Here is a 23,590-nt window from a genome sequence, read left to right as displayed (position 1 = left end):
CACAAACGACAGACTACAAACCACAAACCACCCCCGCCATGGCCAGGCCAGACAGGAAAGCGCCTTCGATGTTGCCTTGCCCGAAGCCGTCGCCGCCAAACAGGAGTGGAGAGGGCGTCGATGCTCTCAGAAAGGGCTTTTCATATCGTTGGGTGGCGTTGCTATAGCGCCAGCGGTGAATTTGCTGGTCTACAATGCTTCCGGGTGAAATGTAAGCCGAAGCGGCCGCGATTAATTCAGGAATTAAGGCTGTCAGATCGGTATCGTCTACATGCTGTTGACTGTAACTGTGCGAAGCGTGCAGCGTCAATGTGGGTACGTCGGGCGAAATGCCTTTCTGCTGATTGTCGGCAATCCAGGCTACCGGGCTGGCGGGGGGAAGTTTCAGACCGCCGGGTTTGGGTACGTGGCTGGACTGACTTAGCTGAAGCATTACCGCAATGCAAGGTTCGTAGTGAATAGCTTCCAACGCTGTTTGCTCTTCGGAAGATAGTGTGAGGCCCGACTCACGCCAAAGCGCCAACACCTGCGGAGCGGGCAACGTCACCAGTAGTGAATCGGCGTTCAAGGTTTGGCCATCGTCGAAAGTTACGGCCCAACCCTGTGCTGTCTGGCTCACCTGAGTAGCCCGCTTGCCGATTTGTACGTTTAATCCTTCGGCCAGAAACTTCGCGATACTGTTCATGCCGTTGCTACCTACATAACGCGGATGCTGAAACGAAGCAGGGTCCGATTCCTCGATGTGCCATTCGTGAACCACACCTGCCGAAAGCATTTCTTGCGTCAGCACCTGAAAATCAGCCGACCGAGCCGAGAAATATTGACCGCCGTGGTCGGCGCGGCCGTTGGCCATTCGGCGGGTAGCGAGTCGGCCACCCACACCACGCCCCTTATCGAAAATCAGTACATCGTGGCCTTTTCTGGTCAATTCGCGGGCGGCAGTCAGGCCAGCCAGTCCCGCACCGAGTATAAGTGTAGTAGGCATGTAATAGGGGGAAGTTGTCGGTGAATCAGAGTTCACTCTTTGTAAAACTGATTCGCCGTCAGAAAGTATCCGTGAAGGCTAAAAAGTGTCGGATTTAGTCTGTTTTGGCGGAGAAGCTTACTGTTGCCAAGTCAGACAACATGATCGTTTTCATACAAAAAAAAGCCGCTCGGTTCAGAGCGGCTTTTCAAGATAAAAGGCAGTTGACCCTATTTGGTAGGCTTCTTGAAAATGGCTTCGTCTACGGGGCCATTTACAACTACTTTATTGGTGATGAACGAAATGGGTCCCATCTGACCGCCAACAATTTCCATCGTATTGGGGAATTTTACACCGCTCACTTCTTTGTAATCGGAGAATAAAATCTCGTTTTCCTGTCCGTTGGCCGATGCTTTTACCTTAGTCACCAGGTACGTTGCGGCGTCAATGTATTCATCGATCGACTGTCCATCTTTAGTAGTTACTTTCAGGTGGTACACATCTTTCTTATCAACCTGCTCTTTGCCAACCAGTTCCACTTTAGTACCGTTGGCCTTGTAATCGACCAGTGATCCGAAGGGCTGCAACTGACTCATCGACTGTTGAAGCATTTCGGCAGGCATATCTTCGGGATCGCCGGTGCCGCCCATCATGGCCGGGCGGATCATCCAGCCTGAATTGCCATTGACTGCCTGGATCATGGAGTTACCCATGATGGTCATTTCCGAACGCATAGCCTTGCCCACCATGATTGTAGTGACGCTCGGAATCTCCATGTTATTCACAGACAGTGCTCGCTCTGTCACCACTGTTTTAACACCACTCAGCTTTTCGGCACCGCCCAGGGCTGTCACGTGTTTGTCTACAATTTCGTCAACAGTCTGCGCGTAAGCACCGAAGGTGACGAATACGGCCAGGGTTGCGGCCAGGAATTTGTTGGTTTTCATGATTTAAGCTTGTGTTAAGGTTTTGTTTATTGCCGTGGTGCGCCGCCAGCAGGAGCGCCTCCGGTGGGTGTTTGGCCACCGCTGGCACCGTCGCTTTTCACGTCGTCGTTATTCACCGATTTTGCTTTTTTACGAGGGGCATCCATTGTCATTTTCCCGATTTTGTACGAGAACGTCAACCGAATGCCGCGGTTGTAAAGATAAACGTCGTTGACCTGATTGAACCGGGGTGAGTTCAAAACGGTGTGAATATTGAATCGATTCGAGAGGAAGTTTTCGGCGGCCAGACCAACGCTGCCTTTTTTCTTGGCAATGTCTTTTTTTACACCGAGTGTGTAGAAGCCGAATCCGCCCTGCGTTCCCTGCAATTGAATCGTGTTTCCCTGCATAAAACCAAATGCTTGTACGCCCCAGCCATGACTGAACTGCGCCGAGGCAAACGAGCCGCCGCTGACAGTGAACCCATCATTGGTATACTCCTGCGACAGATTATTCGTACCGATTACCTGCCCGGTAAGGCTCGTGTAGAAAGCGTTAAAAAAGACGCCAATGTTAATCTTCGAGGTGGCCGCTACGTTAGCAAAAACGTTGGTGCCGTAGGTACGTTGCCGGCCAATGTTCTGGTATGTGGTTACAATAGCACCCTGGAGCGTATCAGATGGCTGGCTGGTTTGCGTAATGGCGTTATCAGTGATTCGGCCAAAGAAAGTAGCATTTACGAACGTTTTCTTGATGGTGCGGCTGACACCCAACTCAATATTGTCGGTCAGTTCGGGCCGTAGTTCGGGGTTGCCTACGGTGATTACCTGCGGGTTCGAAGCGTTGAAGTTGGGGTTCAACTGCTGTAGACCAGGCCGCTGAATCCGGCGGTTGTAGCCCAGTTTGAAGGTGGTCCCGCTGAACGTTTTCGAGGCATTGACGCTAGGAACTAACGCGCCATAATCGCCGATGCCTACTTGACCACCCTCCTGCGTACTGGCATCGATGAAGGTGTGTTCATACCGTACGCCTCCTTTGAAGGTATAGCGCTTTTTGGTGGTATAGGTGTATGACGTGTAGCCCGCCGCAATATTTTGGTTATACAGCAGGGCACCCAGCGTGTTGTTGTTTTCGGTCGTAAAAGGTCCCGTTGGTCCGGCAAACTGGTAGCGATAATCGCTGTTCACCTGCCGTAGAATGGCTTTTCCGCCAAACTCAATCAACTGATTTTTCTTAATCGGTGTCTGATAATCGGTTTGTAGCGTAAACTCCTGGTTCAGGTTGCCGTTCAGGTTCCGCTGCCGACTCAGGAGCTGGTTGGCTCCGTTGAACAGGTTCGCGTCGAAATTGTTGGTCAGGTCGGTGCGGCTGTATAGAGTCGAGATGCTCCATTCCTGTTGAGGCTTGTAGGTGTGCAGGTAATCCACGTTCATATCCACGGTGCCCGACAGGTTTTTGGCGTCTACGAAGCGGTTGATGCCCGCACCGGGAACGCCATTGGTAAACAACCGAGTAACCAGATCCTGGGTGGTCGAGAAATTACGTACCCCATAACGTACCCCGGCGGTGATGCTCTGGTTTTTGGCCAGATCGTAATCGAAACCCAGATTATACTGTCCGAACAGGCCTTCACTGTTGCCTTTCCCGGCCTGCTGACTCAACGTGGTGATGCCGTTCGACTGGCTGGTTTGCTCGAGATTGGTTTCTGTTTTGGTGTTGTAGATACCCCGTCCGAAACCGCCGAGTGTGAAACCGGCTTTTCCTTTCCGATAACTACCATTCAGCGACAGCGTCGATCCCCGGTTGCCAACGCCCGAATCGATGTTGAGATTCAGGCCCTGAAGGCTGTTTTTCTTGGTGATGATGTTGATGATACCGCCCGATCCTTCAGCGTCGTACTTAGCTGACGGGCTGGTGATTACCTCGACCGTTTTGATCTGGTCGGCCGGAATTTGCTTGAGGGCATCGGCAACGCTGCTGGCAATGATGGTGCTGGGCTTGTTATTGATCAATACCCGGATGTTCTGGCTGCCCCGCAACGACACATTGCCGTCGAGATCTACGGTGAGCAGGGGTACTTTTCGTAACACGTCGGCGGCGTCGCCCCCTTTGGCCGTAATATCCCGGTCGGCGTTATACACGAGTCGGTCAACTTTTTCTTCGATCAAAGCGCCCTGTCCAACAACGGTTACCTCGTTGAGCATTTTCACGCTGGGGCTGAGTTTGATAACGCCCATGTCCAGCGTTTGGCCGTTTGTAACGGTCAGGCTGTCAACGGTTTTAGTGCGGTAGCCAACAAAGGTGATCAGGGCACGATACTGCCCTGCTACCAACTTAGTGAGCGTGAATTTCCCTTTTTCATCGGCAACCGTACCATCCACCGCTTTGCCTGTGGTTTTGTTATACAGGGCTACGCTGGCAAATTCAACGGCTTTTGTCATTGTGGAATCAATAACGTACCCGGTTATTTTGGCGGTGCCTTTGGGGCTTTGATCGCCTGCCGTTCCGGGCAGGGCTTTTGGGGTGGCCGCTCCACCCATGCCCGGAAACTGCGCATGAACGGGGGTAAGTACACTGGTTGTAAAAAGTGCGGCAATGAGAAGTAAAGCGTTCGCTTTCATAGAATCGTGTTTGAACGCTACAAAGGTGGGTTACGCCCTTATTACCCGAAAATGAAAGGGGATAGACCCGGAATTTGGCGGGATAGACAGAGGTTTAAGCCCGACGAACGGCGCGGGGATTCGCCCGATGGTTAAAATCTGGCGTCAGGTAGCCGACACTGAATTTTCTGATTGTAAAACTGTCTGCGCCTTCTTGTCGTTGAGAGATGCATGCGTTGGTCTGTTGTTCGCTGGTTTATTACGCTCCTGATTGCCCTGCCAATTGGGGTTATTCTTCTGTTTCCAACCCTTTGGCGGTGCCTGACTATCCGGTATGCCACTGAGTTTAAGTTGGCCGTTATTGAGAAACGGACGCTCTACATTAATGAAGAGGCCACACCCCGCCAACGTGCTGTATTGCAGAATCACCTGCAGGTGGCCTCTAAGCGCATTCGGCAGTTTTGGGGCAATCAGCAGGGGCGGGCTATTCTCATTTACTGTCCCACGCAAGAGCAATATGCTCAGTATTGTTCGGGTGGCGAAGGTGCCGGTTGCAGTCTCGGTATGCCTTGGGGTGACTCATTTCTGGTACTGGGACCTGAAGGCAACAGCCCCGACGTGATGGCCCACGAGCTATGCCATGATGAACTGTTTGCCCGTCTGGGTTGGCTGACCATCAAGCGGCAGGTTCCTCAGTGGTTCAACGAAGGGCTGGCCCTGATGGTCGACTACCGATTTTCGAACGGCAGTAGCAATCCCCGTGAACGATTCCTGACTTACGATGCCGAATGGCGATACCGGGCCTATGGGTTGCGTGGCCTCAGTCCGCAGGTGGTGCCTGGTTTATCGTCGCTCGAAACAACCCGCGATTTCTTTTATGGTGATTACAGTCGAGTCATGCTGGCGTATCTGACGGCCGGCCGTGAAGTATCGCGTTGGCTCAGCACGGTAGGTCCTTCGGCTCTGCCACGACTTATTACCGACTTGTCGGCCGGAAAACAGTTTGACGACGTGTACCAATTTGCCCGTACAAGAAAGTCGAGTACAGCGCAAAAAAATGTTCCTGCCCTAAACCATTCGCCACGTTAAGGCATTGTTATCTTTGTCTTGCTCCCCAAACGCTTTGCCCCGATATGACCGATAACAAGTACGTAACCGCCACTTCGCGCCACCCCGGTACCACCACCGTTAAAGAAGCGTTCGACAAGTTGCTACAGGTCTATAAATTGCGGGGAAGGTTCAACGAAACGTACCTGGAAGCCTATTGGGGCAAAATGATGGGACAGGCTATCGCATCGCGTACCACCCGCCTCTACGTGCGCGAAAGCACGTTATACATCGAACTGTCGTCGGCACCACTCCGTAGCGAACTGGTCAACGCCAAGCAGAAAGTGATTCAATTGGTCAATAAAGAAGTAGGTTCAGAAGTGATCTCCGACGTGGTTTTTATCTGAGTCCAAAGTTGATATTGCAGCCGTATCCAGATCAGCACACACGGAACAGCCTTGATGCTGTAGGGGACAAAAAAGCTATTCTGCCATACTTTTGGGAATAGATCTGTCGGTGATAGAGACGTAAAAACGATGACCAGCGCCAGTAAAATCTTATCGGTTGTCGACACTGGTGGACTTAGTGTTACCCACCACAGGGCCACACCTAGTACGGCTAGCACATAGGTCGGCGACTCGGCCATTTTATTGAAGATGATGACGAAGAGCAGGAAATAGGCTAGCATCCTGCACTGGTAAGTTCTGTCTTTCCATAGACTAAACCGCGCAAAAGGAGCTAAAAAAAGAATACTGCCAATTAGCTCCAGTATGCGCAGATTACCGTCTGTTTTTGCCATACCAAACCACGCTACCAGAATGCCTGGTATAGAGGTTAATACCCCCAGCTTACTGTCTACAACTACACGGCCCCATTCGGTGTATTCGCTTACAACGCTGGGCCATGGGAGCATTGTCCAGGGAGCAAGTCCCAACAGAATGGTCCAGACCACCATAGCCAGCAAAAATTCGCCCTTTTTAGGATAGAAGATAAAGAAAATGGCAGCCCCAACTCCATAAAACTTTATGTACAGGCACAGCGTGAAAAGGAAAGCTGCCAACCAAACGTGCTGATTGCGGAGAAAATAAATGCCCAGCAATAGGGCACCGGCAATAAAGTTATTGCTCTGCATATTTTGGGCCGTAGTTAGGCCCTCTACAAAGACAATCAGCAGCACAATCACTCGTTTGCGGTTCGCGTCAACGTAAGCACTCAGGTAGTGCCAGATACCGGCAACCAGCATGGTTGCATTTAGTAAATTCCACAAGAGTACTCCCAGCCAGTTGGGCATGTAGTAAAAGGGCCCCATTAGCCAGGCAAACGTAGGACTGTATTTGTAATTATCTTCGAATAGATCTGGATGAAGGCCGTAAATCGTTTTGTTAATCAGTAGGTTATGGAATGGCTTAGCAAACATCAGGTAGTTGTTAAAATGCCCGAGTGCGTATTTTTGAGCGGCTACGGCAGTGAAAATTACCAGCGTAAATGCAGCCATACGAAAGGGTGTTAGCCAGCGGAGGCGACCGGTAAGTATAGACTCTGTCACGAGAAAAGATGTTTTGGCGATGATAGTGTCTCCGTAAATTCACCCATAGTTGTGTAGTCGCCGTGTTGCTTCAGAAATTTGAGAAGGGATTCCACACGATCGAGCAGTGCATCGTGGGAGTGACGTTTGACGTAGGCCGGAATCTTATCGAACTCGACCAGATCTGTGAATTCCCAGGGGTGGACATAGAGATTCACAAAGCCATCGGCCCGAAGCGTTTGAAGGCAAAGCTGTTTGTAAACGCTAAACGGAAAGTTTTTCAGGCTTAACCAGAACAGCGGTAAACGTATCCGGGGTGTTACCGAGGCAGGAATTTGCCAGATGGTTTTCTCTCGAAAAGGCAGCCGAGGTTCTCCCCAATGATTATACCGCCCTGGAATAAAGGTTGGATGTAAGGAGGAGTTATATACGTACCCGGCAGCCACTAAATCGTCAACATTTGTTTCACCCATACGTGCTCGTCGGAATCCACGAATTGGTTGGCCAAGCAAGTCTTCCAATGCTTTTTTCGATGTGGTCAGGTCGGCCGGATCAAACGTGGAATGGTAGTATCCGTGCGAGGCTATTTCGTGTTTTTTAGCCAGCCGTTTCATCAATTCGGTTTCGTGCAGCGCATAGTTGGCTGTTGTGAACAGGGTAGTACGTGCCTGAAGCGCATCGAAGCGATCGGCCAGTAGGCGCAGCCCTTTGGTTGATACGGCAATTTGCTCGCTGAGTGATAAAGGATGACCATATTCAACGGCCGTATCGAATTCTTCTACATCAACTGTGAAGAGTATGTTTCGTGGGGGAGTGATTGCCATATACTGACTTCTTCAATTTCGCTTGTATCACCAATGATATAAGGCGGGCGTCGTTTCACTTCATCAAACGTTTTTCCTAAATACACGCCCATGATGCCGATGACGATAAATTGAGCTCCACCGATAAATACTGTTAATACAACAAGCGTTGTCCAGCCGGAGACGGTTGCCTTGGTGAAAAAGTACTCGTATAAAACTTCCAGACCGGTGAGCGTGGCAAACAGAGACATCATAAATCCCATTGCCACAGATAGATATAATGGCTTGGAAGTGAATGAAGTAATGCCCATTATCGCCAGTTGTAACATCTTCCTGAATGAGTACTTTGTGGTACCAGCAAAGCGGGACCCGGGCTTATAGGCAATGCGACACTGTCGAAAACCCATCCACGAAATCATGCCTCGTAAAAACAGGTCTGTCTCCTTAAACTGCTTCAGAACATTGAGTACTTTTCGGTCGAGTAACCGAAAATCGGCGGCTCCTTCTTCCAGTTCCAGGCCAGAAGTTGCGCGAAGGAATTTATAGAAATTGCGTGAGGTAAAGCGCTTCGACCAGGGTAAGTTTGGGTCGGGAGTTCGTGTAGTGTATACAACATCGAATCCTTCGCGCCACTTCTTTATTAGCGTCGGAATGAGTTCGGGCGGGTGCTGCAGGTCAGCATCCAGGCTAATGGCACAATCACCTCGAGCATGATCATAGCCTGCCCTCAGAGCAGCCTGATGTCCAAAATTGCGCGAAAAAGAGATAAAACGGACTTCATTGAAGGTGTGACTTAGCCGCTTAAGCACCTCTTTTGTATTATCTATACTACCATCGTCGATGATGAGAATTTCGTAGCTGTTTAATGACGACTGCATCACTGCTCGTAGTTGTTCGACCAAGACAACGAGGTTTTTTTCTTCGTTGTAAGCAGGAATCACTAAACTAATTAAGTTGGGGATAAGCGGAGTGACCATTTTAGCCGGCGGATATACCAGAAAAATACTAGTAAATATACATAGTATTTCATTATAACCAGTCGCCTAGTTTATTGAGTACATCCTGTTCGGTAGCGTCGCCGCTGATTGTGATATTGGCCTGCTGGTAAATCGGAAGCCGATGATCGTGCTTTTGCCGTAGGTTGTCTAGCAACTCCTTGTCTTCGGCGTTGAAAAGTGGCCGTTCAGGAGCATCAGAAGGGAACTGCCGGGCGTGGGCAATCATGCGCTGAGCCAGTTCTTCGGGAGCTACATCCAGAAATACAGATACGCCCGTGGCTTTTATGTACGCCATATTCTCGTGAAAACAGGGCATTCCTCCTCCGGTTGCCACCACCAAACTGCCGCCCGGCTTAATTTTTCGTAACACACGGGCTTCTGCTTCGCGAAAATACGCTTCTCCCTCCTGCTCAAAAATAGCCGCCACGCTACGGCCTTCCTCGCGGGTTATCAGCCGGTCGGTATCAACAAAGTGGTAGTGCAGTTCTCGCGCCAGCCGCTTCCCCAGCGTACTTTTGCCCGAGGAAGGCATCCCAATCAGGTAAATATTTTTCACTGGTTCACGAGTTCCAATACCTCTGCCTTGTCTGGTGTGCGGTTGTTGTGCCATTTGCCGCGTACCACGCCGTTGCTGAGGAGCCACGTACCCGGGTCAGCGCGCATGATGGTTTTCAACACGGTGGCGTCACCTTTGTAGGCAGGCAGGTCGAGCAGAAATTCTTTCTTAAACGCGTCGACTGCTTCATCAGAGGCCGAGGTGAGTAGTAGAGGCGTTACGTTGGTTCCCTTCAGGTCGTTGATTAGCGTACGAATGGCCGGCACCGTGCCCGCATCGATCGTGGCGGGATCTTTAATGATGATGAACAGCTTGTTCCCCTGGAAACTTTGCTCCGTGAAATCGCCTTCCGTGTCGCTCCAAATTCGGTAATCGGTGATTTTGGGCTTGGCCGATTCGTTCAGCGTGAGCATTTCCTTAAACTTATAGGTCGTGTCGGTGGGGTACGTTTCCATCTCGTATTCTTTACCGCCTTTGGTCATTACGTAGCTAAAACGCAATGGCTCCGATGGCTTCAATTGCGTTGGAATCGATTTACCTACGGCATAGGGCAGCATATCGAGCGGGGGCAGATATTGAACTGCCCAAACACCCAGCCCAACCGATAGTACAAACGACAGAAAAACGGCCCAGCCTGTCTTGCGCGACTTCATACGGTTGCGGTGACCAATAATGAACAGAATTAGCACCATCAGCACCACATCTTTGGTAAATGAAGTCCAGGGCTTCAGTTTCAGGGCTTCGCCAAAACAGCCACAGTCGGTAACTTTGTTGAAATAGGCCGAATAGAAGGTCAGAAAGGTGAAGAAACCAACAAGGAGTAACAGCAGCCAGGTGGTTAGTTTGGGACGGTATGATACCAGCAACGCTACACCCAGCACTACTTCAGCGGCGCACATGAATATCGAGAAATAAAGCATGTACGGAATAAAGGCGTGGAATAAACTCGCCAGAGCGGGTAGATCCTCGGCGAACACCTCGAAATATTCCGTCATCTTGATTTGCGTACCAACGGGGTCGTTCATCTTGATCAGGCCAGAGGCTATGAAAAGAAGGCCGACGAGCACCCGCGCTATCCGGGCTATGATAAGCATAAAGGGCGTACCCGTTTTCACAGGAATCTGTGGTGTGGTTGCGTTCATGGTTGGGTTAAAAAGAAGCTGTCTTGCAAACTTTATTCCAGAGTCATCTTTATGAGGCAAAACACGGCATAATTAATCATGTCCATGTAATTGGCATCAACGCCTTCGGAGACGAGTGTAGTGCCCTGATTGTCTTCAATTTGCTTGGTACGCAGTAATTTCATCAGAATCAGGTCCGTCATCGACGAAACGCGCATTTGCCGCCATGCTTCACCGTAATCATGATTTTTAGCAAACAACAGCGTCATGACACGACTCATCTGAGCGTCATATAACTGTTCGAGTTCATCAGTTGGAATATCGGTCCGGGTATCATTGGTCGACGCTAAGTCGATCTGGATCAGGGCCATGACGCAATAATTCAGGATGCCGACAAACTCTGGTTCGATACCTTCGCCCACTTTACTGACGCCGGTTTCCTGCAGCGTACGGATACGTTGGGCTTTGATGTAAATCTGATCGGTAATGCTCGACAGTCGTAAAATCCGCCATGCGGTGCCGTAGTCATGATTTTTTTTCAGGAATAACTCCTTGCAGCGCAGCACGACCTGCCGATATTGGGCTTCTGTAGACAAAATCAGTAACAGTTATCAGTTATCAGTTATCAGTGAACAAATAACAACGATCACAATTGGTTAGTAGATGCGTTGATAACTGTTTACTGATAATTGATAACTGCTTCTTTGATGCTCAAAATTACGCAAAAAACGTTGAACTGCCGGGGGAGGCTGGTTGATCTAACGCAACCTAAGGTGATGGGAATCCTGAATGTGACGCCCGATTCATTCTATCAGGGAAGTCGACTGGATGTGGGGCAGGAGGTAGCCGTAGCCGCCCGAATGCTCGACGAAGGGGCTACGTTTCTGGATGTAGGTGGTTACTCTACCCGCCCCGGTGCGGCAACTATTAGCCCGGCCGAAGAGGCTGATCGGGTGTTGCCCGTTATTGAGGGCATTCTGGATAGCTTTCCCGAGGCGCTCATTTCAGTTGATACCTTCCGGGCCGATGTGGCCCGGCTGGCGGTGGAACAGGGAGCCGTGATGATCAACGATGTGGCTGGCGGCACGCTCGACCCGGCTATGTTTGCTACCGTGGCCGATCTGGGTGTACCGTATGTGCTGATGCACCTGCGCGGAACGCCCCAAACCATGCAGTCAATGGCTACTTACCAGCACATAACGCGCGAAGTGATTGACGAACTGGCTGTTCAACTGGCGCGACTACGTACCTGTACCGAGTCGGGAAAAAGGCCGGTGGATGTGATTCTTGACCCGGGGTTTGGCTTCGCTAAAAACGCCGATCATAATTTTCAACTGCTCCACGAAATGACTGCTCTGACTACGGTTTTCAGTGAACCTGTGTTGGTAGGTCTGTCGCGAAAGTCAACCATCTGGAAAACATTGAACGTCACCGCTGACGAAGCGCTGAACGGAACAACCGTGCTCAACACGGCGGCTCTGTTAAACGGTGCCTCCATTTTGCGGGTTCACGACGTCCGGGAAGCGGTTGAAGCTGTGGTACTTACAGAAAAGTTAAAAAAAGTTTACCGGTAAGCTTGCGTTTACAAAAGCAAACTCCGACTTTTGCAGTCCCAAATCAGTAACCGGAATACGGGCATTGATTTAGGAATGATCTGGTAGCTCAGCTGGTAGAGCAATACACTTTTAATGTATGGGTCCTGGGTTCGAATCCCAGCCGGATCACGAGTAACAAAAAGAGGTCTGGTAGCATTTGCTACCAGACCTCTTTTTGTTGTTCAATGTCTAAAGGTTCAATGTTGCGCTGCTAATCCAAATTACAGAGGATTAGCAGCGCAACATTGAACCTTTAGACATTGAACATTGAACCATTTTTTTCCTCAATCCCTCCCAAACTTCAGCGACGTACCTATCAGGAAGCCGGTTCCCATGTACTTGCCGCCCTGCACTTGGCCTACTACTTCGAGGCGAAAGAAGGGGAAACCCGGAATGAGACCGTCGAGGCCGTAACCAATTTCGGTGTAGCCCCGGCTGGCGGGAGTGGCCAGGTGATGCACAAACAGGTTTTCTTTCAGGCCAGCCAGCCTAACCAGGGTGAGTTGGGTAATCAGCAACTGACGGAACTCACCGAGTACATGCGCCTCCGCAAACCGGCTGCGCGTGCTGTACTGGTAATAAGGTAACATGCGGAATGAACTGACCGGATCGCCGAGCTGGAAAAAGAACTCGTTACCCTGAAAATGCTTGAAATCAGGAAAAAACACCGACGAGTTATTCAAAAAGCCACCCGCCGTTGCCTGATAGGCCAGGCGGCTGCGAATGCCCGTTTCAAACGAATGCCGCCAGGTAGCCTGCGCGAAATCATAGTTGACATCGGAGCCGCCAATACCCGAAATGCCTTTGCGGTAATTGAGCGAAAGCAGCGGGGCTTCGCTGTTACGAAGCTGAATCCGGCGACCGTTACGAATCCGGTAGCGTAGCTCGCCCAGCCGGAGCGATGCGTTCACGTTCAGGATCATGGCCTGATGAACCGGGAAAGCGGCACTGCCTACCTCACTCGTAGCAGGCCGGTTGGGTGTGTACTGAAACTGATTCCAGTTGATCAACGGCTTGATGCCTTCCTTGTAGTTAGCCAGTTCGGTACGTTCGGCGTATTCCAGGCTACCACTCAGTTGCAAACGACCTTCGATGGGGAGGGCCGATACGTCGAGTTTTACGTAATCTTTCTGGAACAGCTTCATGAAATTGCGCTCAAACAGCACCGTTGTTAGAGCGTTCAGGCTAGGGCTAATCGGATTGTCGGGGTTCAGTTGCGCCACAAATCGCCCGCCCGACACGTCAATTGCCGTTCGTTTATGCTGGTAGCCAATCGTTCCGTATCCTATAAATTGCTGGCGACCGGTTTGGTAACGACCCAGCCCCGACCACGACCAGTAATTTTGCTTCACACTGTCTATGCGATGCCTGTACCGTAGCGCGGCGTCGAGTGTGATGCCTTCAATGGTGTTAAAATTAGCGCCAGCCAGCGGGCTTACCCACGTGATCGACGTGGCTCTGGATGGGCGCCACACCTGCGTACCGGTCAGGATGTTCATGGTGGTCCGAGCTTTTTTCTTGGCGGCCTGCACCCGCTTAGCGCTGTCGGTTTGAGGAACAATGGCACCCGTACGAACCACTTTCAGGCTGTCACCAATCTTGTAGCTGACCTTCTCTACCTGCGTCAGCGGCACGGTTCGTAGCGAATCCCAAAAGGCGTTACTGCGTTTTTTTGCCAGCGTATCAATCACCGTCGAATCGTTTCTGACGACGGCTACATCTTCTTTCCGTTCTTTCCGGGCCTTGTATTCCTGCTTCTCGTATTCTTTCACGAGTTGCTTCATGTTCTTGGTCGAAAACTCCTTCTGCTTCGCCACAGCGTCGGCAAATGTCTGCGTTTTCACGTCGTTCTTGCTCAGAGTGCGGGCGGGGGGATTAAACCGTTCATCGACCACTTTTACATCGTCGACAAAGCCGGGGTTAATGGTGAAGTCGCGGAACGTCTGGTTACGCACCAACAGGGCCGAGAACGTGGCTCCCATAAATGCCCCTTTGATGTCGAATTGCTGGTTGACAGGCATCCAGACGTTTTTTATCGGGCTGCAGACGATTTTTGATATAATGCTGAAGCCCAACTCGTTGCGCGTTTCCAGTTGCGCCCTATAGATAGCCCATGAATTTTCGATGATGTATATGGTTCCCCGCATCACGCCATCGCCAAACTGCCGGGGAATAACTTTTATTTTGGAGACGTCGACGCCCTGTTCGTGGAACGTACCTTCATACTCGAACTTGTAATACCCGAAGGCATTGGGAGCCAGCGGCGACACAGCACCTAGTAGTTTGGGCGTATACAGGTTCGCATTGTAGTAATTGGATACCTGAACAAAATCACCGGTTGAATTCCGGTTGGCAATGATGCGCTGCTTGACGGTGTTGGGCAACCGGAAATCGACCTCGGCCACTGTTTCGTTCAGCATCGGCCGGCCCACTTTGAAATTGGCTTCTTTCTCGGCCTCTTTCAGTTGCTTCTGATACAGAAACGTCATGGGCAATTTGTGTACCGTGACCGATGATTTGGTGTAGACCCTGGCCGTAAATCGCTGCACCTGCAACTGGTGGTATTTGGCTTTGGCAATGGCCCGCCGCATAATGCTCACCGCCGGGTCTTCGGTATTCTTACCAATCTTCACGTCCTGAAGCGTAATTGACTGCTGGGTCATAGTCACGTTAAGCTCCTGAAAGTCATTGGTAATCGTGACTGCTCTCGCCTCGGCTTTAAAGCCTAGAAACTGAAAGATAATCTCGTATTGGCCGGGTTTCAGCGCCAGTTCATACTGGCCTTCTTCGTTGGCAATGGTACCCAGCGTGGTGCCTTTGGCAGCAATGGTAGCGAACGACATCACTTCGCCTGTATTCGACTTTACGAGGCCCCGGATGCCCTGTGCCGAAGAGGGGGTAAGACCAATCAGCAACATACTGATCAGTAGACTGAGTAAGGATAGAAGACGAAACATACGCTGAATGGCTAAGTAGATAACAGGGAATAACAAAGAAAGTAATATACGCGACTGGGTACGCTGCTTTTGGATAAAGCCGGGCCAATTAGGTTTAAAGGCAGATTTTATGATGATGAGTAATTGGTGGTATAGATGCTTTCCTGAGGGTAAACGTTGTACCGCGTCAGAATAATGTCGTGAATCAAACAACGGGCAGATTTGTACTACAGACGAATCTCTGCACAAATGACTACGAAAGATACAGGGGATACAGATCGGAATTCCTTGCTGAGCCAGGCCGAAAATCGGTCGATGAAGCAGCGTCTGGCCGATCAGCGTCGGGGCAATAGTTCGCTCGTTGAACAGGAAGAAAAACGGGAAGACCTGGGTTTCGGGACCAAAATCAACGATGCTTCGTCGCGGCTGGTCAACAAAGACGGTAGTTTCAACGTGGTTCGGGTGCATCAGGGTTTCTGGAACCGGGTGAATCTGTATCACACGCTGATTACTATGCCCTGGCCCAAGTTTCTGGGTCTGGTTTTTACGTTTTATATCTCGTCGAATACGCTTTTCGCCACATTGTATGGCCAACTGGGCTACGAAAACCTGACGGGCCTGGATAAAGTGACGCCAAACACACCGCTTGGCCGGTTTATGGGGGCTTTCTTTTTCAGTTCGCAAACGCTGACCACGGTAGGCTACGGTCACATCAGCCCAATGGGCTACTGGACAAGTACCCTGGCCGCTATCGAGTCTATGTTTGGTTTACTGCTCTTTGCCATGGCTACGGGTTTGATGTATGGTCGTTTTTCGCGGCCGGTAGCCAGTATTCGTTATTCCACCGCTTCCGTATTCGCCCCTTATCTGGACATTAACGGCTGGATGTTTCGGATTATCAACCAACGTACCAACCAACTCATCGACGTTGAAATTGAGGTATCGTTGTCGCGTCTGGATACAAAAGCAGACGGTTCGCTTTACCGGCGCTACTATCCGCTTAAACTAGAGCGGAGCAAGGTGAGCTTTTTCCCCGCCAACTGGACCGTGGTGCATCCCATCACCGTAGATAGTCCACTGTACGGATATACCGCCGAGCAATTGGCTGAATCTGATACCGAGTTTCTGATTCTGTTCCGGGGCGTCGAAGACACGTTCAATCAGGCCGTACATAGCCGTTATTCGTATCGTTTCGACGAAATTCGCTGGGGCCAAAAGTTCAAACCCATGTTTACTGGCACCCTGCTGAATAGTCGGGCCACCCTGGTTGATCTCGACCAACTGGACGAAACCATTCCTGCCGAACTCAATTGAGCGATTCATCCATCGCCATGCACATGCAAATTCCACCCTATTTACAGCCCGGCGATACCGTGGTTATCGTGGCTCCTGCCAGTCCGTTTCCGTATGATGACCTGCAGGCTGCTTTTAACTTGTTGCGCCACAATTGGCAGTTAACCGTGTTGGAAGGGGCACACCTGCAAGCCAGCACCGGTGCTTTTGCCGGAACCGATGCGCAACGCCTGGCCGATTTACAGAACGCGATTAATGACCCATCTGTCCGGGCCATTTTTGCCGCCCGAGGGGGATACGGATCGTACCGTCTTGTTGAAAAACTTGACTTTTCGCCGTTGCTTACCAACCCTAAATGGCTGGTTGGTTTCAGCGATATTACCGTGTTGCTCAGTCACGTACAGCAGTTGGGCGTAGCCAGTTTGCATGCCATTATGCCCCGTCAGTTTCGGCTCGATGGGGTCGACGATGATGTGGAGTCGCTTCGGCAGTGGCTGTTTGGCGAAACCGTAGCCCCCTACACTGCGAAACCGAATCCGCTCAATCGGGAGGGAGGAGCGGCAGGTACGTTGACGGGAGGAAACCTGTCGATGCTGCTGCACACGCTGGGTACGTCGTCGGAGGTTGACTGGGCCGGAAAGCTGCTGTTTATTGAAGACATTGACGAAACCGTTTTTTCGCTCGACCGGATGATGATTCAACTGCGACGGTCGGGCAAACTAGCCAATCTGGCTGGTCTGCTCGTAGGTACGTTTTCCGATATGCGGGATAACCTCACTACGCCCTGGGGGAAAACGGCTGATCAGATCATTGCCGAAGCCGTTTCAATGTATACGTACCCGGTTGCGTTCGGTATGCCCATCGGGCACGAAGGCCGTAATCTGGCTATACCAGTTGGTATGTCAGGTACGTTAGCTGTCGATTCGGCCGGAAGTATACTCACTTTCTAACTAATTATTGCCTGTAGGTTGTAGTTACTGAACAGTATTGTCAGATGCGTCGACCTCGGTGATTTCATAGCCGATCGCGTTATCGGCGGGAACGGCGGCCAACTCAGCCCAAAGTGCAAACTGCCGGGTAAAGGCTGCGCCGTAGTAGAAAATCAGCGAGCAATAAAATACCATGAGCAGCACCAGGGTGATGGCCCCCGATCGCCCGTGAACAGCCTGCATTTGCTGATCGGTCAGCAGGAGGGTGAGTACCCCTTCGCCCATAGTGAATAGCACGGCCGTAACCAGCGAGCCTACCCAAACGGCTACCCAACGTACCCGAACATCGGGCAAATATTTGAAGAGCAACGCAAACCAGCACGTCAGTGTTACCACCGAGGTAGCATAGCGGCCTATCGACAGCACCACGACGTACAGTAGCGGCGAGGGTTCGGTGGGAGTGGGTAGCAACCGGCCCACCGCCAGTGAAGCGGTGAATAAAAAGCCGGAGGCGATGATGATGGCGAGGGCAATGCCCCGGTTTCTAACAAAAAGGATAGACGACTGATTGTCTTTCATTTTGACGTTCCAGAGCTGGTTCAGTGAGTTTTTTATAACCTGAAACAAGGTTGTAGACGCTATGAGAAGGATGGCGATGCTGACAAACGTGAGCCATCCATCGGCTTTTTGTGGTTCAAGATGCTTGGAGATATCCTGTAGCTGATTGGCACTACGGGCCCCTAATAGTTCGGATAATTGCCGAAATAGCCGGCCACTCACGGCGGGTTGTGCATCGTTGAAAAGCACACTCAGCACCTGACTTACGATGATAATGCTGGGGGGCAGGGCGAAAAAGGAAAAGAAAGCAGTGGCTGCCGCCATCCGAATCGGGTCATTGTTTTTCAGATTGGCGAAGGCCTGCTGAAACAGAACCAGAAATAGACCAAGTTTTTTCAAGGCGTTAGTGGAATGGGTACGTTGTAAACCGAACCGCTTGTGCATTGGTTTTCTTTTGTTTGGCCGCGTCGCTCGTCGTATTCTGCCTCATATATATCTGAATTGACAATTTCATGCCCGATATTGGGGGGCGTTGCTCAACTTTGCCGGTAACATCTGCGTAAGGGATGGGTTATAGTTAATAAGCACCTTGCTGTTGACGATTCAATACCAACATTATCAGTATACTATGACTACAGAATCATCCACTGCCCAATTTACATTTGGCATGATCGGGCTCGGTACTATGGGCCGCAACCTGCTCCTCAATATGGCCGAAGAGGGTTTCGCCGTATCGGGATACGACAAAAATCCGGCTCAGTCGGTAGCCCTTAAAGAGGAGGGAGCCACTATTCCGGGCGCTGTATTGCAGGGATTTGTCGATATTGAGCCATTTGTAAAGAGCCTCAAAAGTCCTCGTGCCATTATGATGCTGGTACCTGCCGGCAAGATCGTCGATAGTGTGATTGCCGAACTGATTCCGTTGCTCGACAAAGGAGATATCATCATTGATGGGGGAAATTCGCACTTCACCGATACCACTCGTCGGGCGCTCGACCTGGAAGAGAAAGGCTATCACTTCTTCGGAATGGGTATCTCAGGCGGAGAAGAAGGAGCGCGTAACGGCCCAAGTATGATGCCCGGCGGCGATAAAGAAGCGTATCAGTTTGTGAAACCGGTACTCGACGCGGTATCTGCTAAAGTGAATGGCGAGCCGTGCGTCACCTACATCGGGCCCGGATCGGCCGGTCACTTTGTGAAGATGGTGCACAACGGCATCGAATACGCCGTGATGCAACTGCTGGCCGAAACGTATGAAATTATGCGCAAGGGGCTGAAAATGGATACCAAAGCCATGCACGCTGTTTTCCAGGAATGGAACGCCGGCCGTTTGCAGTCGTTCCTGATGGAAGTGACCAGTGATATTTTTGGCTATAAAGAGCCCGGTTCATCTACGTACCTGCTGGATGAGATCAAGGATGAGGCAAAATCGAAAGGGACCGGCAAATGGACCTCACAAGTTGCCATGGACTTATCGACGCCGGTGCCCGCTATCGACAGTTCGGTTTCAATGCGTGATCTGTCGAAATACAAGGCATTACGGGTGAAAGCGGCTTCGATGTATGGTGATGAGCAACCCGCATTACCCGTTGATAAAGAGGCGTTTCTGGCCAGTCTGGAAGAAGCGTTTTTCTTCTCGATGATCACTACCTACGCCCAGGGAATGCACCTGCTGGTATCGGCCTCGGCCGAGTTTGGATACGAACTGAATTTAGGTAACATCACCCGAATCTGGCGCGGTGGTTGCATTATCCGGGCTGCTTTCCTGGAAACGATGCTGAGCGCATACGATAATGACCCCACGCTGGAGCATCTGCTGCTGGCTCCTGAAGTAAAAGCCATTATTGATGAAACACTGCCCGGTATTCGTACTGTGGTGAGTACTGCCATTTCGGCTGGTATTGCCGTGCCTACGTTTGCTACGTCGGTAAGTTACTTTGATGCCTTTTGTAGCGCCAACATGCCGTCGAACCTGATTCAGGCACAGCGCGATTATTTTGGTGCACACACGTTCGAGCGCATCGGGCAAACGGGTGTATTCCATGCCGAGTGGCAGGGCGAAGCATCGGTTCAGCCTTAGTTTTCTGATAATTATCGGTTAAAATTCAGGTACGTAAAGCCGTAAAGTAGGGGTGTCAATTCCTGTTTTACGGCTTTACGGCTGATAGGCCAATGATTGGCTGGCCGTTTACGATTGCTTCCCAGTATCCCTCCTCGTGGGCCTCAATGCCTTCGGGAGACGCTTTCACCGAATGCCACTGAATCTGAGATAGCCCTGCCCGGCTTAGTACCGTCTCGTGCGTAGACTTGTGCAGGTGGTAATTAGTGACAGCAATGTGAGAGGCGTCGGGCTGGTAAAAGCGCCAGGTAATCTCGGCTCCTTCTGCCCGACTCTGGTTTTCGCGGGTAAACCCATACGGAAACATAGCCTCAACGGTGGCCTGATAATCGGGATTACTGTTGATCGTGACAAAACGTCCGCCGGGTTTTAGGTGATTGGCAATCACCTGCCCCATCTGGTAGAGTTCAGACTCATTCTGAGCGTAGTTGAGCAGGTACGTCGCCGTGATGAGGTCAAATTTTCGATCCAGATTAAGTGAAAGCGCATTCTGGCAGAGATAGACTACATTCATCGGATTTTGCGTCTCTGCTTCTCTGGCCAGCCGGATCATTTCCTCCGAAATATCTACGCCAATCACGTCGGTTGCTCCTCTCAACTTGATCTGTCGGGTATAAAATCCTTCACCACAGGCCAAATCGAGTACATCCAAATCGGTCAGATCACCCGCCATCTGGAAAAAAGTGTGCGATTCCACGTGTTTTCGCCAGGGCAGCATCTTGGAGGCCTGATACTCTTTCGCGATGGCATTGTAATTGGTCGACATAGAAGGGGGATTCAGTTGTAACACGTTGATACACCAGCCATTACTGGGTGCGTGGCAAAGTACGCCAACGGATTCCTGAATGCCTATGTGGTAGTATACCTTCTAATCAATTTATCGTAAATAAAGAGTTTACAGATTGTTGATTTCTGTTTATAATTGACGCCCTGCATACCTGACAACGGTAAAGCGCCTGATACCACTGTTATTGAACAGGGCATCAGGCGCTTTACCGTTGTCAGGTACGTTCCTGCTTGTGTATGTTTAACGCCACTCTGAGCTTACACGGTCGCTTCTGTGCCGATAGAGGAATTGTCTTTACGCAGAGAAAACCATAATCCGGCCGCTACCAACAGAATCAGAATGATGTTTGCTACCAAGTCAAGGGTGTTGCCGAGGGCCACCACAGGCGGATCGAAGCGGAATTCGATGGTGTGCTTACCGGCCGGTACCCGCATACCGCGAAGGATGTAATCGGTGCGGAAATGGGGCACTTCTTTGCCATCAATATACGCTTTCCAGTCTTCGTTGCCCCGGTAGAAAACCTCCGAAAATACCGCTACCTGCTCGGTTGGACTATAACTCTGGTACGTTAGTTTATCGGGCGAATAATTGGTGAGCTGAATGGTGCCTGCTTTAGTCAGGGTAGCTGGCAATCCGGTTAGCTGATCAGCATACCGCTTGTCGACAATGGCTGTTTGTTGCGGATTCAGCGAACGTAGCGCGGCCATTTCGGCGTCGGCGTTGGCCACCTGCTGCACATTTTGAACGAACCAGGCATTACCCAACGCGTTGGGATTCTGCTGTGGAACGGGTTCGCCAATGGGCCGACCTGTACTATCGATCGGCGAGGCGATCACGTACTTCACGTTCAACATATTCAGGATGTTGTCGGCGTTATCAGAGAAAGCGTAGGTAATCATCTCCTGATACCGTTGCAGCTTCGCCGCGCTGTACCCACCAATTGATTTGTGGAAGTAAGAGGCCCGGTTATCATTCATGAAACCACCTCCGCCGGTGTTTTCAAATACCCGGTAGCTCAGCGACTTATCCTGCAAAATTTGTGTATCGGCTGGTGTTTCCTCAAAGGCAGAATCGACCGTTGAGCGGGGAATGAAGCTTTTGCTGTCGATGAACCGCCGCCCCAGGCTAAATACGTCGATAGTGTTCAGTACGAAGAGAATGGGCAGTAACAGGCTTGCTTTCAGCTTGTTGTTCAGGTAAAACCAGATCGCTCCGGCGGCTATTAGAATGTAGAAGAAAGCTCGGAAGGCATCTGTGCGAAGCAAACTTGCCCGGTCGCTTTGCAAGGCCCGCAATATATCAGACGCTTCGGCGCCAAACATAGCGGCGTCATTTGGTCCCTGAAAGTCGAGTAGGCTACCACCCACGAGGGCCAGCAGTAACGCCAGTCCACCTGTAAGGCCAAAAGCAATCAGAAAGGGACGCTGAACAGTCTTAAACGTTGGTTTTGTTGTCAGCAGGGTTTGCAGCGCCAATACTGCCCCACCTCCCAGGAAGATGGGCGTCATGGTGAGGGTCATGGTTACGGCCCTGAACTTGTTGAAATAAGGCAGGAAGTTGAACAGAAAGCCGTTGAACCACAGCATATTCTTGCCCATCGCCAGCAGCAAGGTCAACAACAAACCGCCGAGCATGAACCACTTCAGCGTCGATCGGCTGATTAGCATACCCAGCACAAAAAGAAATACTAGAATGGCTCCCGCATAGGCCGGTCCGTTTGTGGTACCCCAATAGGTGGGAATCTGGCCAATTATTTCGTCGGCCGCCATACCTCTGTCGACCAGAGCCCGGTAGGTATCCGATTTGCTATCGAGTCCACCCTGACCTGCCAGGCCGCCGTAGAGATTAGGTATCAGCATGGTCAGCGCCTCGCCTACGCCATAGCTATACTGAAACGCATAGTCTTCGTCCAGTCCGTCGGCGGGTTTGGCACTGTCCGACGTTTGGGCTTGCCCCGGTGTAGCGGCGGCGGTGGTGGTAGATGTCAGTTCTGATTTGCCGCGTGTGGTTTCTTTTGAGTACTGATTAAGCACCATCAGGCGTTTGCTGAATGACGCCATGCCAATGCCGGTAGTGACACCGAAGATGGCCAGCCCAACCAGCAACTGACGTATCTGCCCTGACTTGACCAGCCGAAAGCCTTCGATGAGCACGTAAAGGCCCACGCACAGAAACAGGTAATAAGTGATTTGTACGTGGTTGGCGCTGATGTTCAGGCACGTGAATAAAGCGGTAACGGCAGCACCCGACCAATAGCGGCCTCTTAGGCACAATATCAGACCAGCCAGCATGCCGGGTGCATAGCCCAGCGCTAGAATTTTGGAGATATGGCCAGCCTCAATGGTGATCAGGTTCCACGAAGCCAGTCCGTAGGCGACTGATCCTGTAGCGGCCAGCCAGCCCCGTGCGGTGCCCGACAGCGCTGTCGACTTGTCGTCTTCACTGCCCGGATTGTTGCGACTTAGCACGACTACCAGCAGGATATATATGCCGAGCATCTGCATAAAGACTACGTCGATCGGACGGGGGAACAGCCTCAGCACCGCCGCCGCCGTTAGCCCCACATACGTATTCGGATAGTCGTGGGCGATGAGGTAACCGGGCATTCCGCCAAACAAGGCATTAGTCCAGTTGGGAAACTGGCCGGTCTCTTTTTTGTATTGCCGCAACTCCATTGTGGCGGCGTTACCCTGCCGTACGTCCTGAAGCTGGAGTTCTTTGCCCTGCCAGGCCGGTAAAAAATAGATGGACGTAATAATGAATAGCCCGAATATAAACAGCAAGTGCGGCCGTAGCCGCTGAAAGAGGGTGCGTTGTTCCATACGGGGCAAAG

19 protein-coding genes and 1 tRNA gene are annotated in these 23,590 nt (G+C 51.1%); 7 read left to right on the top strand and 13 right to left on the bottom strand.

Annotation, left to right across the window (positions count from 1 at the left end):
* Positions 1–13: 13 nt before the first annotated feature.
* From ACAW87_RS12160 to ACAW87_RS12150, 3 genes are all read right to left on the bottom strand, one after another.
* The gene (locus ACAW87_RS12160; protein WP_370723665.1) at positions 14–985 is read right to left on the bottom strand and encodes an NAD(P)/FAD-dependent oxidoreductase; all 972 of its coding nucleotides are present in this window, start codon (positions 983–985) and stop codon (positions 14–16) included.
* Between the two features lie 209 nt (positions 986–1,194).
* Positions 1,195–1,911 carry an outer membrane lipoprotein-sorting protein gene (locus ACAW87_RS12155; protein ID WP_370723664.1) on the bottom strand — a complete coding sequence of 239 codons (717 nt, stop codon included), beginning with the start codon at positions 1,909–1,911 and terminating at the stop codon, positions 1,195–1,197.
* 26 nt (positions 1,912–1,937) lie between these two features.
* A complete protein-coding gene (locus ACAW87_RS12150; RefSeq protein ID WP_370723663.1) occupies positions 1,938–4,511 on the bottom strand; it encodes a TonB-dependent receptor in 2,574 nt (857 codons plus the stop codon).
* A gap of 210 nt (positions 4,512–4,721) precedes the next feature.
* Between ACAW87_RS12150 and ACAW87_RS12145 the strand changes: the two genes are divergently transcribed.
* The gene (locus ACAW87_RS12145) at positions 4,722–5,579 is read left to right on the top strand and encodes a hypothetical protein (RefSeq protein ID WP_370723662.1); all 858 of its coding nucleotides are present in this window, start codon (positions 4,722–4,724) and stop codon (positions 5,577–5,579) included.
* A 44-nt stretch (positions 5,580–5,623) separates the two neighbouring features.
* Positions 5,624–5,944 carry a DciA family protein gene (locus ACAW87_RS12140; protein ID WP_370723661.1) on the top strand — a complete coding sequence of 107 codons (321 nt, stop codon included), beginning with the start codon at positions 5,624–5,626 and terminating at the stop codon, positions 5,942–5,944.
* Here the strand turns inward: ACAW87_RS12140 and ACAW87_RS12135 are convergent.
* Genes ACAW87_RS12135 through ACAW87_RS12110 form a run of 6 tightly spaced genes read right to left on the bottom strand, consistent with a single transcriptional unit; the run spans position 5,887 to position 11,139 of the window.
* Positions 5,887–7,032 (bottom strand): glycosyltransferase family 87 protein, encoded by a 1,146-nt coding sequence (locus ACAW87_RS12135; protein WP_370723660.1) that lies wholly within the window; start codon positions 7,030–7,032, stop codon positions 5,887–5,889. The genes ACAW87_RS12140 and ACAW87_RS12135 overlap by 58 nt on opposite strands.
* A gap of 47 nt (positions 7,033–7,079) precedes the next feature.
* Entirely contained in the window at positions 7,080–7,886 is an 807-nt protein-coding gene (locus ACAW87_RS12130) for a polysaccharide deacetylase family protein (RefSeq protein WP_370723659.1), read from the bottom strand.
* Entirely contained in the window at positions 7,841–8,842 is a 1,002-nt protein-coding gene (locus ACAW87_RS12125; protein ID WP_370723658.1) for a glycosyltransferase family 2 protein, read from the bottom strand. Before ACAW87_RS12125 ends, ACAW87_RS12130 begins: the two co-directional genes overlap by 46 nt.
* Before the next feature lie 52 nt (positions 8,843–8,894).
* Positions 8,895–9,419 carry a shikimate kinase gene (locus ACAW87_RS12120; protein ID WP_370723657.1) on the bottom strand — a complete coding sequence of 175 codons (525 nt, stop codon included), beginning with the start codon at positions 9,417–9,419 and terminating at the stop codon, positions 8,895–8,897.
* Positions 9,416–10,561, bottom strand: coding sequence for a BT_3928 family protein (locus ACAW87_RS12115; protein WP_370723656.1), 1,146 nt, complete (start codon positions 10,559–10,561; stop codon positions 9,416–9,418). The genes ACAW87_RS12120 and ACAW87_RS12115 overlap by 4 nt, the downstream gene beginning before the upstream one ends.
* Before the next feature lie 32 nt (positions 10,562–10,593).
* A complete protein-coding gene (locus ACAW87_RS12110) occupies positions 10,594–11,139 on the bottom strand; it encodes a DUF1599 domain-containing protein (protein WP_370723914.1) in 546 nt (181 codons plus the stop codon).
* A gap of 108 nt (positions 11,140–11,247) precedes the next feature.
* Between ACAW87_RS12110 and folP the strand changes: the two genes are divergently transcribed.
* Both folP and ACAW87_RS12100 read left to right on the top strand, forming a co-directional pair.
* Positions 11,248–12,114 carry a dihydropteroate synthase gene (folP, locus tag ACAW87_RS12105; RefSeq protein WP_370723655.1) on the top strand — a complete coding sequence of 289 codons (867 nt, stop codon included), beginning with the start codon at positions 11,248–11,250 and terminating at the stop codon, positions 12,112–12,114.
* A gap of 77 nt (positions 12,115–12,191) precedes the next feature.
* A tRNA-Lys gene (locus ACAW87_RS12100) sits at positions 12,192–12,264 on the top strand.
* 155 nt (positions 12,265–12,419) lie between these two features.
* Here ACAW87_RS12100 and ACAW87_RS12095 read toward each other — a convergent pair.
* On the bottom strand, positions 12,420–15,092 hold the full coding sequence (locus tag ACAW87_RS12095) for a DUF5686 and carboxypeptidase regulatory-like domain-containing protein (protein ID WP_370723654.1): 2,673 nt from the start codon (positions 15,090–15,092) through the stop codon (positions 12,420–12,422).
* Positions 15,093–15,320: 228 nt separating this feature from the next.
* Between ACAW87_RS12095 and ACAW87_RS12090 the strand changes: the two genes are divergently transcribed.
* Both ACAW87_RS12090 and ACAW87_RS12085 read left to right on the top strand, forming a co-directional pair.
* Positions 15,321–16,385, top strand: coding sequence for an ion channel (locus ACAW87_RS12090; protein ID WP_370723653.1), 1,065 nt, complete (start codon positions 15,321–15,323; stop codon positions 16,383–16,385).
* A gap of 23 nt (positions 16,386–16,408) precedes the next feature.
* The gene (locus tag ACAW87_RS12085) at positions 16,409–17,314 is read left to right on the top strand and encodes a S66 peptidase family protein (protein WP_370723652.1); all 906 of its coding nucleotides are present in this window, start codon (positions 16,409–16,411) and stop codon (positions 17,312–17,314) included.
* A 24-nt stretch (positions 17,315–17,338) separates the two neighbouring features.
* Here the strand turns inward: ACAW87_RS12085 and ACAW87_RS12080 are convergent, their stop codons facing one another.
* Positions 17,339–18,295: a YihY/virulence factor BrkB family protein gene (locus ACAW87_RS12080; protein WP_370723651.1), complete on the bottom strand. Its 957-nt coding sequence runs from the start codon at positions 18,293–18,295 to the stop codon at positions 17,339–17,341.
* A gap of 184 nt (positions 18,296–18,479) precedes the next feature.
* Between ACAW87_RS12080 and gnd the strand changes: the two genes are divergently transcribed.
* Positions 18,480–19,931 (top strand): NADP-dependent phosphogluconate dehydrogenase, encoded by a 1,452-nt coding sequence (gnd, locus tag ACAW87_RS12075; RefSeq protein ID WP_370723650.1) that lies wholly within the window; start codon positions 18,480–18,482, stop codon positions 19,929–19,931.
* Between the two features lie 67 nt (positions 19,932–19,998).
* Here the strand turns inward: gnd and ACAW87_RS12070 are convergent, their stop codons facing one another.
* Complete coding sequence (locus ACAW87_RS12070; protein ID WP_370723649.1) at positions 19,999–20,736, bottom strand: class I SAM-dependent methyltransferase; 738 nt, start codon at positions 20,734–20,736, stop codon at positions 19,999–20,001.
* A gap of 278 nt (positions 20,737–21,014) precedes the next feature.
* On the bottom strand, positions 21,015–23,579 hold the full coding sequence (locus ACAW87_RS12065; RefSeq protein WP_370723648.1) for a hypothetical protein: 2,565 nt from the start codon (positions 23,577–23,579) through the stop codon (positions 21,015–21,017).
* Between the last annotated feature and the right edge of the window lie 11 nt (positions 23,580–23,590).

Origin of the sequence: Fibrella aquatica (genome assembly GCF_041321135.1) — a bacterium.
Lineage (GTDB): Bacteria > Bacteroidota > Bacteroidia > Cytophagales > Spirosomataceae > Fibrella > Fibrella aquatica.
Note: the sequence above shows the minus strand (reverse complement) of the source record. Positions and strands in the feature narration are given on the sequence as shown.

Bases quoted from the DNA above. Each gene is read 5' to 3' on its own strand.
- ACAW87_RS12140 (WP_370723661.1), top strand. From the start codon at position 5,624: ATGACCGATAACAAGTACGTAACCGCCACTTCGCGCCACCCCGGTACC.
- ACAW87_RS12145 (WP_370723662.1), top strand. From the start codon at position 4,722: ATGCGTTGGTCTGTTGTTCGCTGGTTTATTACGCTCCTGATTGCCCTG.
- gnd (WP_370723650.1), top strand. From the start codon at position 18,480: ATGACTACAGAATCATCCACTGCCCAATTTACATTTGGCATGATCGGG.
- ACAW87_RS12150 (WP_370723663.1), bottom strand. From the start codon at position 4,511: ATGAAAGCGAACGCTTTACTTCTCATTGCCGCACTTTTTACAACCAGT.
- ACAW87_RS12135 (WP_370723660.1), bottom strand. From the start codon at position 7,032: ATGGCTGCATTTACGCTGGTAATTTTCACTGCCGTAGCCGCTCAAAAA.
- ACAW87_RS12070 (WP_370723649.1), bottom strand. From the start codon at position 20,736: ATGTCGACCAATTACAATGCCATCGCGAAAGAGTATCAGGCCTCCAAG.
- ACAW87_RS12065 (WP_370723648.1), bottom strand. From the start codon at position 23,579: ATGGAACAACGCACCCTCTTTCAGCGGCTACGGCCGCACTTGCTGTTT.
- ACAW87_RS12130 (WP_370723659.1), bottom strand. From the start codon at position 7,886: ATGGCAATCACTCCCCCACGAAACATACTCTTCACAGTTGATGTAGAA.
- ACAW87_RS12155 (WP_370723664.1), bottom strand. From the start codon at position 1,911: ATGAAAACCAACAAATTCCTGGCCGCAACCCTGGCCGTATTCGTCACC.
- folP (WP_370723655.1), top strand. From the start codon at position 11,248: ATGCTCAAAATTACGCAAAAAACGTTGAACTGCCGGGGGAGGCTGGTT.
- ACAW87_RS12080 (WP_370723651.1), bottom strand. From the start codon at position 18,295: ATGCACAAGCGGTTCGGTTTACAACGTACCCATTCCACTAACGCCTTG.
- ACAW87_RS12125 (WP_370723658.1), bottom strand. From the start codon at position 8,842: ATGGTCACTCCGCTTATCCCCAACTTAATTAGTTTAGTGATTCCTGCT.
- ACAW87_RS12095 (WP_370723654.1), bottom strand. From the start codon at position 15,092: ATGTTTCGTCTTCTATCCTTACTCAGTCTACTGATCAGTATGTTGCTG.
- ACAW87_RS12090 (WP_370723653.1), top strand. From the start codon at position 15,321: ATGACTACGAAAGATACAGGGGATACAGATCGGAATTCCTTGCTGAGC.
- ACAW87_RS12085 (WP_370723652.1), top strand. From the start codon at position 16,409: ATGCAAATTCCACCCTATTTACAGCCCGGCGATACCGTGGTTATCGTG.
- ACAW87_RS12115 (WP_370723656.1), bottom strand. From the start codon at position 10,561: ATGAACGCAACCACACCACAGATTCCTGTGAAAACGGGTACGCCCTTT.
- ACAW87_RS12160 (WP_370723665.1), bottom strand. From the start codon at position 985: ATGCCTACTACACTTATACTCGGTGCGGGACTGGCTGGCCTGACTGCC.